The 12,905-nt window shown below is 64.6% G+C and carries 12 protein-coding genes; 9 read left to right on the top strand and 3 right to left on the bottom strand.

Annotated elements, in window-relative coordinates:
• Positions 1–22: 22 nt before the first annotated feature.
• Both ACPVPU_RS08440 and carA read right to left on the bottom strand, forming a co-directional pair.
• Positions 23–520, bottom strand: coding sequence for a hypothetical protein (locus ACPVPU_RS08440; protein ID WP_448657486.1), 498 nt, complete (start codon positions 518–520; stop codon positions 23–25).
• 160 nt (positions 521–680) lie between these two features.
• Positions 681–1,841, bottom strand: coding sequence for a glutamine-hydrolyzing carbamoyl-phosphate synthase small subunit (gene carA, locus ACPVPU_RS08435; RefSeq protein ID WP_448657485.1), 1,161 nt, complete (start codon positions 1,839–1,841; stop codon positions 681–683).
• A 118-nt stretch (positions 1,842–1,959) separates the two neighbouring features.
• Here carA and ACPVPU_RS08430 point away from each other — a divergent pair, with 118 nt between their 5' ends.
• From ACPVPU_RS08430 to ACPVPU_RS08390, 9 genes are all read left to right on the top strand, one after another.
• Positions 1,960–2,415: a GatB/YqeY domain-containing protein gene (locus tag ACPVPU_RS08430; RefSeq protein ID WP_448657484.1), complete on the top strand. Its 456-nt coding sequence runs from the start codon at positions 1,960–1,962 to the stop codon at positions 2,413–2,415.
• A complete protein-coding gene (dnaG, locus tag ACPVPU_RS08425) occupies positions 2,412–4,322 on the top strand; it encodes a DNA primase (protein ID WP_448657483.1) in 1,911 nt (636 codons plus the stop codon). The genes ACPVPU_RS08430 and dnaG overlap by 4 nt, the downstream gene beginning before the upstream one ends.
• A gap of 44 nt (positions 4,323–4,366) precedes the next feature.
• On the top strand, positions 4,367–6,394 hold the full coding sequence (gene rpoD / locus ACPVPU_RS08420) for an RNA polymerase sigma factor RpoD (RefSeq protein WP_448657482.1): 2,028 nt from the start codon (positions 4,367–4,369) through the stop codon (positions 6,392–6,394).
• Positions 6,395–6,600: 206 nt separating this feature from the next.
• Positions 6,601–7,530, top strand: coding sequence for a PAS domain-containing protein (locus ACPVPU_RS08415; RefSeq protein ID WP_448657480.1), 930 nt, complete (start codon positions 6,601–6,603; stop codon positions 7,528–7,530).
• A gap of 85 nt (positions 7,531–7,615) precedes the next feature.
• Positions 7,616–8,275 (top strand): DUF6975 family protein, encoded by a 660-nt coding sequence (locus ACPVPU_RS08410; RefSeq protein WP_448657479.1) that lies wholly within the window; start codon positions 7,616–7,618, stop codon positions 8,273–8,275.
• A gap of 114 nt (positions 8,276–8,389) precedes the next feature.
• Entirely contained in the window at positions 8,390–9,238 is an 849-nt protein-coding gene (locus ACPVPU_RS08405; RefSeq protein WP_448657478.1) for an AAA family ATPase, read from the top strand.
• A 156-nt stretch (positions 9,239–9,394) separates the two neighbouring features.
• On the top strand, positions 9,395–9,925 hold the full coding sequence (locus ACPVPU_RS08400) for a CHAP domain-containing protein (RefSeq protein WP_448657477.1): 531 nt from the start codon (positions 9,395–9,397) through the stop codon (positions 9,923–9,925).
• Positions 9,926–9,991: 66 nt separating this feature from the next.
• Complete coding sequence (locus tag ACPVPU_RS08395; protein ID WP_448657476.1) at positions 9,992–11,377, top strand: hypothetical protein; 1,386 nt, start codon at positions 9,992–9,994, stop codon at positions 11,375–11,377.
• 7 nt (positions 11,378–11,384) lie between these two features.
• Complete coding sequence (locus ACPVPU_RS08390) at positions 11,385–12,563, top strand: vWA domain-containing protein (RefSeq protein ID WP_448657475.1); 1,179 nt, start codon at positions 11,385–11,387, stop codon at positions 12,561–12,563.
• A 27-nt stretch (positions 12,564–12,590) separates the two neighbouring features.
• On the opposite strand, the gene ACPVPU_RS08385 is transcribed toward ACPVPU_RS08390, so the two are convergent.
• Entirely contained in the window at positions 12,591–12,884 is a 294-nt protein-coding gene (locus ACPVPU_RS08385) for an Hpt domain-containing protein (RefSeq protein WP_448657474.1), read from the bottom strand.
• Between the last annotated feature and the right edge of the window lie 21 nt (positions 12,885–12,905).

Below are 12,905 nucleotides of genomic sequence, written 5' to 3'. Positions count from 1 at the left end.
CTGCGGTGCGTGCAATGGCGCATCATCGGATCCACGCGATGAACAGGAACACCAATCCGGCGACGCATGCCGCCATGGTCCAGCGAATGATGCGGACCGTTGCCATGCTGCTCGCGCCCGCAAGCGTTCGATCGACCGCCGATTGGCCCGGAAATGGCACGCCGCCCTGAAGCCGCTGAACAAGTGCCGGGTCGAGCCGCGCAAGCAATTCGGCGGCCCGCTCGGGCGAAACGGGTTGATGCGACACCCCGGGCTGGTTCGGCAGATAGATGCCGTCGTCCGACACCCGCGATGCAATGCGCGTCAGCCGGACAACATCTTCCTCCGTCAGTTCAGACGCGGCAGCAGGCGTCAACAGGGCGCGGAGGATGCGTGCATCGTCGGACCCTTGTGTCGAGGAACGCGGTTGGACCGGCTCGCCCGGCCGCGCTCCGCCTGTCGGTCTTGCCGCATCGGCCGTCACCGGTTTGACAGGCGCAGCCGCGCCGTTGGCGCTGCTGGGTTCGACCGCGACGCGCACTTGACCCGGATTGGCTGGCGGCCGCTCGGCCCCCTTTGGCAACGGCAAAAGCGCTCCCGCCCGAAGGGATGGAGGAAGCGGATCGATCACCGGACGCCCCGGCAATTGACACTCCGAACCGGCATCCGGCGGCTACCCCGCCCGATCTGCCGCGTCGCGCTCACCGCAACATCCCCACAAACCGCTCGAACAGATAGAAGCTGTCCTGCGGGCCGGGGCTGGCCTCCGGGTGATATTGCACGCTGAACGCCCGGCGGTCGGTCAGTTCGATCCCGCAATTGCTCCCGTCGAACAGCGACACATGCGTTTCGCGGGCGTTGGCGGGCAGCGTGCCCCGGTCCACAGCAAAGCCGTGGTTCATGCTGGTGATCTCGACCACACCGTCGTCCAGCCGCTTGACCGGATGGTTGGCGCCGCGATGCCCCTGAAACATCTTGGTCGTCTTCGCGCCCGCCGCCAGTGCCAGCAACTGGTGGCCCAGGCAGATGCCGAACACCGGCAACTTGTCGTCCAGCAGCCGCTGGATCGGAGCCAGCGCATAATCCCCCGTCGCCGCCGGATCGCCGGGACCGTTGGACAGGAACACGCCGTCCGGCTTCAGCGCCATGATCTGGTCGTATGTCGCCTCGGCCGGCACGACGCTCACCTTCGCGCCCGCACGGACAAGGTTGCGATAGATGTTGCGCTTGGCCCCGTAATCGATGGCGACTACGTGCGGCCGCTCGCCCTCGCCCGCCGTTTCATAGCCGAAGCCCAGCCGCCAGATGCCGCCGTCCCACGTCCCGTGCGTCTCGCGCGTCACGCTCTTGGCCAGGTCCATCCCCTCCAGCCCCGGCCATGCGCGTGCCTGTTCCAGGAGCGCGGGAATGTCGAATTCGCCGGTGACGGAATGAGCGATCACCCCATTGGGCGCGCCGCCGCCACGAATGCGCCGGGTCAGCGCGCGGGTATCCACGCCGGCCAGGCCGATGCGGTTATGCTTGGCCATCCATTCGGGCAGCGTCTCGACACTGCGGAAATTGCTGGGTTGGGTCGGCATTTCGCGCACGATCATGCCGAGTGCATGGGGATCGTCCGCCTCGAAATCATCGGGGTTCGCACCGACATTTCCGATATGGGGAAAGGTGAAGGTGATCATCTGTCCCGCGAAGGACGGATCCGTCATGATCTCCTGATACCCGGTCATGGCGGTGTGGAAGCACACTTCGCCGACCGCGCTGCCCTGTGCCCCGAAACCATGGCCCCAGATCACGTCGCCATTCGCCAGGACCAGAACACCCGTGGCTCCATCCGGCGCAGGCAAGGGTTTGGCATCGGCCATGATCGGTGGTCGCTCCTGGTTGGGTTCCGGCAATGTCGCTAAGTCCCGCCCGCTAGACCCCTGCCCTTCGCCCGTCAACCGCGCTAGAGACCAGTTTTGCGATTCAGGTGAACGAAACATGATCCGAGACGATATCCAGGCCGCCGTGATTTCCGCCATGAAGGGCGGCGACAAGGCCACGACCCAGACGATCCGCATGATCCAGTCCGCGATCAAGAATCGCGATATCGAACTGCGCACGGCAACGGTTTCGGGCGATGACGACGCTGTGGTCGTCGAGGTCCTGCAGAAAATGGTGAAGCAGCGCCGCGAATCGATTGCCATGTACGAACAGGGCGGCCGCGCCGAACTGGCGGCGGCGGAGGCTGCCGAGGTGGCGGTGATCGAACGGTTCCTGCCGCAACAGATGAGCGAGGCAGAGACGACCGCCGCGATCGAATCGATCAAGGCCGATATCGGCGCGACCGGCATGAAGGACATGGGCCGCGTCATGGCCGAGCTGAAGGCCCGCCACGCAGCGCAACTGGACATGAGCAAGGCCAGCGGGCTGGTAAAGGCGGCACTGGCGGGGTGAGTCTTTCCCCCCAATTCCTCGACGAATTGCGCGCGCGCACGACGCTGTCTGCACTGGTCGGGCGGACGGTGAAGCTCGTCCGCGCAGGCCGGGAATACAAGGCGTGCTGTCCGTTTCATAACGAAAAGACGCCCAGTTTCTGGGTGAATGACGACAAGGGTTTCTATCACTGCTTCGGCTGCGGCGCGCATGGCGATGCCATCCGCTGGATGACGGATCAGCGTGGCCTTGGCTTCATCGATGCAGTGAAGGAACTGGCGGAGGCGGCCGGGATGCAGATGCCCGCCCCCGATCCCCGCGCCGCCGAAAAGGCGGAACGGGCAAAGGGGTTGCACGAAGCCTGCGCGGATGCCGCCGCCTGGTATGCCGATCAGCTATGGGGCGTGAACGGGGCGGAAGCGCGGGCGGTGCTGGAGCGGCGCGGCATCCGGGCGGAGACGGCCCGCGCCTTCGGACTTGGCTATGCCCCGGACAATCGGCGCGGCATCCGCGACGCGCTGAAGGATTATGGGGACCGCCTGCTGATCGAGGCGGGGCTGCTGATCGAGGTGGAGGGCAAGGATCCCTATGACCGGTTCCGCGGCCGGCTGATGATCCCCATCCGCGATCCGCGCGGGCGCGTGATCGCGTTCGGCGGGCGCATCATCGGTGACGGCGAGCCCAAATATCTGAACTCCCCCGAAACCCCGCTGTTCGACAAGGGGCGCCAGCTCTACAATCTCGATCGTGCCAGCGCCGCTGCGCGAAAGGCGGGCCGGATCGTGGCGGTCGAGGGGTATATGGACGTCATCGCCCTGGCCCAGGCGGGGTTTGACGAGGCGGTCGCGCCGCTCGGCACGGCGATGACCGAGCATCAGCTCGACCGGCTGTGGCGGATGGCGGACGTACCGATCCTGTGCTTCGACGGCGACGGCGCCGGGCAGAAGGCGGCGATCCGCGCCGCCACCCGCGCGCTGCCTATGCTGGCACCGGGCCGCAGCCTGTCCTTCGTCACCCTGCCCCAGGGTCAGGACCCCGACGATCTGGTCCGCTCTGCCGGGCCCGCCGCGTTCGAGGCACTGCTGGCAAAGCCCGAACCGCTGGTCGAACGGCTGTGGCGGCACGAACTCGCGGCCGAACCGCTCAATACGCCCGAACAGCGTGCCGGATTGAAACGGCGATTGTCCGATCATGCCCGCGCAATCGGGGACAGGGGCGTGGGCAGCGAATATTTGGCCGAGTTCCGCAACCGCTGCGACACGCATTTCGCACCGCCGCGACGGGCGTTCACGCCGCGCCAACCGGGACGTCAGCCCGGGCGTGGGGTCAAGGGCAAACCATGGTGGACACCCCCCGATCCGCCCCCGACCGAGGAATCGCAGCGGGTCAAGGAACACGGGATCGACCGAGTGCTGGCAAAGGCGGTGCTGGGCGGCCTGATCCGGCATCCGGCCGAAATCGCCCGGCACCTGGAGGTTCTCGGATCCCTGGCGCGTGCCGACACGGCCCTCGCGCGACTGTTCGAAGCCGTGATCGATGTGGCACTGGAGGATCAAGCGCTTGATACTGCTCGGCTGCGTACCATATTGGCCACATCCGGCTTGGATCAGATTGCAGGCGAAATGCTCCGTGCAGACGGGGTGCTGTTCAGTTTCAACCGACCCGTTGCGGCGGTGGACGATCAGAGCGATGCGACCCTGCGGGCAAGGGTCGAGGATCAGCGGCGGCGCGCCGTGGCCGATCTGGGTGAAGCGATTGCCATTCTGGCGGCCGGACCCAGGATCGAACAGGCGCTGGCCGAGGCGACGGCAACCGCCGCCGCCAGCGACGATCCGGCGGCTTTCGATCGCCAACAGGCGTTGTTGCGCGAGTCGATGGCGTTGAAGGCACGGCTTGCAAATCTGATGGGTTCGGACAAAGACGATTAGAATCCTGCGTTCGGGCAGCGCAGCAGTAATTTTCGAGGGTTTTGATGGCGAAGGCGAATGGCGGCGGCGAAGACACGATCGAGGCTGGCGATGCGCCGCTGATCGACCTGAACGAAGGGTCGATCAAGAAGCTGATCGCGCGCGCGAAGAAGCGCGGGTACATCACCGTCGATCAACTGAACGAAATGCTGCCCCAGGATCAATTCTCGTCCGAACAGATCGAGGATGTCATGTCGGCATTGTCCGACATGGGCGTCAACGTGGTCGAAAACGAGGATGTCGGCGAAGACGGCGAGGCGGAAGAGGATTCCGCCGACGAAATGGATGCCGGCGACAGCAGCGACGACGGCACCCTGATCGTCGAGACGAAGAAGAAAGAGACGGTCGATCGCACCGATGATCCCGTCCGCATGTATCTGCGCGAGATGGGGGCAGTCGAACTGCTCAGCCGCGAGGGCGAAATCGCCATCGCCAAGCGGATCGAGGCTGGCCGGGACACCATGATCCTGGGCCTGTGCGAATCGCCCATCACCTTCAACGCGATCATCGGCTGGTCCACCGCCCTGAACGAAGGAACGATGCAACTGCGCGAGATCCTGGATCTCGACGCCATGCTGTCAAAGGATCCTGCGCCCGAATCGCTGTCCGACGAGGAAGAGGAAGGCGACGGCGAGATCAGCGAAAAGACCGCCGGCCCGTCGTTCAAGGAAGAGGAAGACGTCGAGGAGGAATCCGGCGACGACGACGAGGATTCGATGACCGAGCGCCGCGCGCGCCGTCCGTCCGATGACGAGGAAGAGGATAATACCCTCAGCCTTGCCCAGATGGAGGAGCAGCTGAAGCCGCAGGCGCTGGAAAAGTTCGCCAACATCACTGCGATCTACAAGAAGTTTTCCAAGGTTCAGCAGCAGCGTATCGATGCGATGGCGGCTGGCGTCGACTTTTCGGCATCGGACGAGCGCAAGTATCAAAAGCTGCGCGAGGAACTGACTGCCGAGGTGGAAAGCGTTCAGTTTCATCAGGCCAAGATCGAGTATCTGGTCGATCAGCTGTACAGCTATAACCGGCGGCTGACCGCCCTGGGTGGCCAGATGCTGCGCCTGGCCGAGCGGCACAAGGTGCCCCGCGCTGCGTTCCTCGATTCCTATATGGGCAGCGAGCTGGACGAAAACTGGCTCGCCTCGGTCGCTGGCATCGACAAGAAGTGGAAGGCCTTCGTCGAGAACGAGGCCGACGGCGTCGATCGCATTCGTACCGAAATCGCCGAAATCGCGCAGGCGACGGGCATGAGCCTGGCCGAGTTCCGCCGCATCGTGAACATGGTGCAAAAGGGCGAGCGCGAGGCGCGCATCGCCAAGAAGGAAATGGTCGAGGCGAACCTGCGCCTCGTCATTTCCATCGCCAAGAAATACACCAATCGCGGGCTGCAGTTCCTGGACCTTATCCAGGAAGGCAATATCGGCCTGATGAAGGCGGTCGACAAGTTCGAGTATCGTCGCGGCTACAAGTTCAGCACCTATGCGACCTGGTGGATCCGTCAGGCGATCACCCGTTCGATCGCCGATCAGGCGCGCACCATCCGTATCCCGGTGCACATGATCGAAACGATCAACAAGCTGGTGCGCACCAGCCGCCAGTTCCTGCACGAGCAGGGCCGCGAGCCGACGCCGGAGGAAATGGCCGAGCGCCTCTCCATGCCGCTGGAGAAGGTGCGCAAGGTGATGAAGATCGCCAAGGAGCCGATTTCCCTCGAAACGCCGATCGGCGACGAGGAAGACAGCCATCTGGGCGATTTCATCGAGGACAAGAATGCGGTTATCCCGGTGGATGCTGCCATTCAGGCGAACCTCAAGGAAACGGTGACGCGCGTGCTGGCGTCCCTTACCCCGCGTGAGGAACGCGTGCTGCGGATGCGCTTCGGTATCGGGATGAACACCGATCACACGCTGGAAGAGGTGGGCCAGCAGTTCAGCGTCACCCGCGAACGCATTCGGCAGATCGAGGCCAAGGCGCTCAGGAAGCTGAAGCACCCGAGCCGCAGCCGCAAGATGCGCAGTTTCCTGGATCAGTAAGTCTAATTGATCCGAAATGGCGGCTTAACCATTTCGACAAGCGGCGGCACGATAATCCGCGATTGGTGCAAATCGCGTACGCTTTGCCGCCACCCTTCCATCGTTCCTGTTTCTTGCGCAAACTGGCTCGATTCCGGATTGGGTTTGGCACCTGACGTCGCTGGTTCATGGCATGCTGACCGCATCGCCATTCCAAGGAACCGCAGATGCAGGACAACCGGGAACTGAGCAACGTGGGGACGCCGATTTCGGTATCGGCGTCGGAACTGGTCCGCAATTTCGGCGAATGGCAGGATCGGGCGCTGAACCGGCCTGTGTTCATCCATAAACGGGGTCGATCCCGATTGGTCCTGATGGCGACCGATCTGCTGGATCGCCGCGATCCCGCTGTCCCGGTTGCGCCCCAGATGGATCGGGACAATTTGGGTCACCCGGTGATGGAGGGCATGGCCCAGCCCGTTTTGATGATGGACGATTCGCTGGTCGTTCGGTGGCACAACCGCGCTGCAACCGATCTGTTCGGCAGCAATGGTGCATCGCTGATCGGAATGCGCTTTGCCGACTTGGGCCATCTGTCCGGCGCCGAGTTTCTGGTCACCGTCCTGCGCCGGGTTTCGGCATCGCGCATCGCCGACAGCATCGAAATGACCATCGGCGACAATGGCCGCGAACGGCTGTTGTCCCTGACCATTCAGCCGCTCCGCGACGGCGTTGCGCTGATTGCCCGCGACGTCGCCCTGCATCACGCGCTGGCCGAGGCCAAGGCCGCGCTGGAGGCCGTGGACGGGGCACTGGCCCTGTTGCCCGGCGTGGCGACCGTCCGCGTCAATGCGCGTGGCTATTGCGCATCGGCCACCGGGTCGCTGATGCACCTGACGGGCCTGGGCGAAGCAGCGCTGCGGCAGGTGCGGCTGGCCAGCCTGTTCGATATCCGATCGCGCGTCGCGGTAACGCATGCGGTAGAGGCCGTATTCGCCGATCGCGCGCCGCGGCTTGGCTCCGGCGTCCTGCTCCGCAATGGCGGCGACCCTTTACCGGTGGCGATCGCGTTCAGCCCGGTTCCGCATGGAGCGACCATTCATCAGGTTCAGTTGGTCATGATCCGGGGATCCGGCGAACAAGGCACTGCCATCTAAACCCCCTCTTTACTCCATTGCCCTAATCTGCCCGCTTGAGGCTCGGCTACCACGGCATCCGGGCCGAACAGGACAAGGCAGGACAATGGCAAAAGCAGCGGTTCACGGGTTCGGAAATGGCTGGGATACGCTATCGGCGCTGGTCGAAGCGGATGGTGCCCGCGCCCACCGGACCATCGCGCTTGCGGTGCAGCCGGCGTTCGCCGAGCGCGATCTGGCGGACATCGTCCATCATCTGTGCATCCTGCATGGGCGCTATCCGGGTCTGATCGACCTGGCCGCAGCGCGCGGCGATATTCCCGAAGCGGCGCAGTGGACTGCCGATGTCGCCAGCGTCTTTGCCGGGGAACGCGGCTATCTTGCCCGGCTGGTGTCGGCGGTCGGCCCGCTGCCCAGCACGCCGGGCCATGCCGAGGCAGAGGCCGCCGTTGCGATGCAGCGCCACGCGCTGGACATGCTGGGCCGTTCGGACCGGCGGGGCTGTGCGATGGGGGCGGCCATTGCGCTGGTCCTCGACTGGCCCACGCTCCGTGCCGTGATGGACAATGCGGCCAAGCGCCTGGGCCTCACCCCGCCCCGCCTCGCCTTGCCCGAACGGTTCGAAACCGCTGCGCTGGTCGAGGCCATGGCGGCAAGCACGCCCGTCGAACGGGCGATGACCTTCGGTGCGCAACAGCTGATCGGACAGCATCGGGGGCTATGGGATTTGCTCACCGCACGGGCCGAAGCGCGTCGGCGGCTGTAAGCGGACCGCCTTGTGCGCTGAACGAAATCTGCATGCACAAAAGCGCCTGATCGGCTTGCCAATGCCGGACACGGCGTTAATCCGGACCCGTTGCAGCATGAAACGGGCGGGCCGATGCGATTTCAGGGAACCGACACCTACGTCGCCACCGACGACCTGAAGGTCGCCGTGAATGCAGCCGTGACCTTGCGCCGGCCGCTGCTGGTCAAGGGCGAACCGGGCACAGGCAAGACCGTGCTTGCACAGGAAATTGCCCGCGCGCTGGATGCGCCGCTGATCGAATGGAACGTCAAATCGACAACGCGGGCGCAACAGGGTCTGTACGAATATGACGCCGTTGCCCGGCTCCGCGACGGGCAATTGGGCGATCCGCGCGTCAACGACATCGGCAATTATATCCGGCGCGGCAAGCTGTGGGAGGCGTTCACCAGCCCCAGGCTTCCGGTGCTGTTGATCGACGAGATCGACAAGGCCGATATCGAGTTTCCGAACGATCTGCTGCAGGAAATCGACCGGATGGAATTCCACGTCTATGAGACGGGAGAAACGGTGCGAGCCACCGAGCGGCCGGTGGTCGTCATCACGTCCAACAACGAAAAGGAATTGCCGGACGCATTCCTCCGCCGCTGCTTTTTCCACTATATCCGGTTTCCGGACCGGGAGACGATGCAGGCGATCATCGACGTCCATTTTCCCGGCATCCAGAAGATCCTGGTCGGGCGTGCGCTCGATTTGTTCTATCAGGTGCGCGATGTCGCTGGCCTGAAGAAAAAGCCGTCCACCAGCGAACTGATCGACTGGCTGAAGCTGCTGTTGAACGAGGACATGCCGCTGGAGGTGCTCCAGAACCGCGATCCGTCCAAGGCGATCCCGCCGCTCCATGGAGCGCTGCTGAAAAACGAACAGGATGTGATGTTGTTCGAACGGCTGGCCTTCATGGCGCGGCGGCAGGGCGGCAACTGACCGCACGGGTGCCAGCCGACATCCGTGGCAATCCGGAAAACACGGTTTGGCTGTTGTTAACCAATCCCGCAAAGCCAGTGGCAAGGGCTGGCGGGATAGGCCTTCGTCATGCGTTGGCGTCGCCTATTCTCTCTCCCCATATTGTGCGGTCTCGTCATGGCGGTACCGGTCATGTCCCCGGCAAAGGCGCGCGGCTGGGCCGACTATGTCGGCGAATGCGTGCCGTTCGCCCGGCAGATGTCGGGCATCCAGATCTATGGCGACGCATGGACATGGTGGGACGCGGCAGAGAACCGGTACGAACGCGGCCATTCGCCGCGCATCGGATCGGTCATCGTCTTTCGCCAGGCACCGCATCTCCGCCTGGGGCATGTCGCGGTGGTCAGCCGGATCATCGAGCCCCGCGTCCTGATGGTCACCCATGCCAACTGGTCGCGGTTCGACGGCAAGCGCGGCCGCCCCGAACGCGACGTTACCTTGTTCGACGTGTCGAAGCGCGGCGATTGGAGCGAAGTGCGCGTCTGGTACCGCGACAGCCGGGGCCTCGGCTCGAGCCGCTATCCCATTGCCGGGTTCATCCATGGCCGCACGGTCCAGCGCGGGCTGGCGGCTGCCCGGCCCTCGCCGGAGCTGACCGCGGAAGCGCCGGACGTGGTCGGATCGCTGATCGACGCCTATGCCCGCTGATGCGCGGGGCTTGATGCAGGGTCGATGCCCCGCCTAAGGCGGACGGCGATGGCGGGGGAAACATCCATGGATCGGCGGACATGGCTGATCGTTGCGGCGTTCGCATCGATCGGCTTGATCCTGCGCTGGCTGGCGGCACAGGGTGGGCTGTGGCTGGACGAGGCCTGGTCGGCCCGGCTGGCGCGCGACGTCGGGACGCCGCTCGGCATCTTTCTGAACATCAATCACGACAACAGCCATCATCTCAACTCCCTGTGGCTGCAGACGGTCGGGATTGCCGCTCCGCCATGGCTCGCACGACTGCCTGCGATCGTGACGGGGACATTGGCAGTCGGCGTTGCGGCCGCCGTCGCCGCGCCCCGTGGCCGCTGGCCTGTCATCGTCACCGCAGCCTTGTTTGCCCTGTCGCCGCTCTTGGTGACCATGGGATCGGAGGCGCGGGGCTATGCGCCGATGGCGCTGGCCCTGCTGATCGCCATATTGCTGGTCGATCGCTGGCTGGCGCGTGGCCCGGAATACCGGCCGCAGACGGCGCTTGCGCTGTGCTTCTTCCTCGGCATCTTCAGCCAGATGACGATGCTGTTCGGCATTGTCGCGCTGGGCGGCTGGGTGTTTTTCACCCTTTGGGCACGCCACGGGTTTCTCCCGGCGATCATCGGCAGTCTGCGCCTGTTCGGTCCGGCGCTGGTGGCCGCCTTGCTTGCGCTGGCGATCATTGCCGGTGCCGCTGCGGCCGATCCCAAGGGGTTTCAGTTCGGCGCCTATGAGCCGTTCGACCTGTTGCTGTTCCTGCACGGCGTCATCGAACTGTTCGATTATGCGATCGGCTGGCCGATGAACATGCTGTGGATCCTGGCTGTCGTGGCGGGGCTCGTCATCATCGGGCGGGCGGCGGAAGCGCGGCGTCTGGCCTTTTACCGGCTGGCCATATTGGCGTTTCCGGCCATGCTGGCGCTGCTTCAATCGGGTAATGTCGGCCATCCGCGCTATTATCTGGTCGCGGGGCTCGCCTTTCTGCTGCTGCTGGGTGAAATCATCGGCCTTGCCCTGGCAGCGGGGGGATGGCGGCGGATTGCGGCACTCGTCAGCGCAGCGGCACTGATGACGGGCAGCGTCATCCAGAATGTCGAGCTGATCCGCAACCAGCGCGGCGACCCGGCACAGGTCATCACCATCCTGCAACGCATTGCTCCCGCCGGCACGTCCGTCACGCTGGACCGGGATACCGCCGATGCGATCATGGAGGTGGCGGCAGCCCAGGCCGGATACCGGCTGGACATTCGACTGACCCCCTGCCCGGCTGGCCAGTTCGTCCTTGCAGACCGTTATCGCGGCGAGCGCTTTCCCGAGTTCATCGTGAAATGCGGCGTTCGCTTTCGCCCGATCGCCACTCGCTATGCGACCGGCATGTCCGGCACGCACTGGCGGCTGTATCAGCGCCAGGAGCGTTAGGGGGAGCATGTTCCTCGGCTTTATCGACGCGCTTCGGGCGGCCGGCATCCAGGCAAGCCTGACCGAGCACCTGCTGCTCCTGGAAGCGTTGGACCGCGAGGTAATCGACCGGACGCCCGATGCCTTTTATCATCTGGCGCGCGCGGTGTTCGTCAAGGACGAGACGATGATCGACCGGTTCGATCAGGTGTTCGCCAGCGTCTTTCGCGGTGCCCTTGGCCCCGCCGCTCTGCCAGAGGGCGATATTCCCGCCGAATGGCTGCGCGCGGTCGCAGAACGCTATCTGTCGTCCGAGGAACTGGCCGAACTAAAGGCAATCGGTGACTGGGATACCATCATGGCAACGCTGAAGCAGCGGCTTGCCGAGCAGCGCGAGCGGCATGAAGGCGGCAGCAAATGGATCGGCACCGGCGGCACCAGCCCCTATGGCAATTCCGGCCATAATCCCGCCGGCGTCCGGATCGGGGGTGAAGGCAAGCGGGGCCACGCGATCAAGGTCTGGGAGGCGCGGGAATTCCGCAACCTGGACAACAGCCGAGAACTGGGCACCCGCTCGCTGAAGATCGCCCTGCGCCGTCTGCGCCGTTTCGCTCGCGAAGGGGCGGCGAACGAGCTCGACCTGGATGCCACCATTTCCGGCACCGCTCGCCAGGGATGGCTTGACGTGCGGATGCGGCCCGAACGGCACAATGCGGTCAAGCTGCTGCTGATGCTGGACGTCGGCGGGTCGATGGACCCGCACGTCCGGCTGGTCGAGGAGCTGTTTTCGGCCGCCACCGCCGAGTTCAAACACCTTCAATTCTTCTACTTCCACAACTGCCCCTATGAAGGGCTGTGGCTGGACAACCGCCGACGCCATCACGAACGGATCGCCACGCGTGAAATCCTCAACAAATACGGGCCGGACCACAAGTTGATCCTGGTCGGCGACGCCGCGATGAGCCCGTATGAACTGACTCACACAGGCGGATCGGTGGAGCATTTCAATGAAGAATCCGGCTTGCTCTGGCTGTCGCGGCTGACGGACACCTGGCGATCATCGGTCTGGATCAACCCGGTTGCCGAAGCGCTTTGGGGCTATAGTCAATCGACGCGGATCATCGCCGATGCGATGAAGGGGCGCATGTATCCCCTGACCCTTGCCGGACTGGACGATGCGATGCGGGAACTCGTTCGGCGCCGATAGGTCGGCGATGCCGGTTACGTCCTGCGGTCAGAGCCGGTCGATTGCGCGGCGCAGCCGCCGTGTTACCGCAATATCGCCTGGGGCAGCATCGGCAGCCTCCGCCGCCAGCGCCATCAGGCGCACTGCACCGAAACTGGCGGCCAGGCCCTTCAGGCGCAGGGCCGCCACGCGCCAGTCGCTGCGCTCGTCGGCATTCTCCATCATCGCCAGACTGCGTTGCACGCCGTCGAGGAACGCCGCCCGCAATTCGGCGATCAGTGCGGGCTCGTCGCCCACCGCCGCCGCCAGCGTCGCATCAATGGCACCAGGATCATAAGCCATGACCCGACGCTAAGCAGGGAT

It is taken from the genome of Sphingomonas paludis (genome assembly GCF_053502515.1).
Note: the sequence above shows the minus strand (reverse complement) of the source record. Positions and strands in the feature narration are given on the sequence as shown.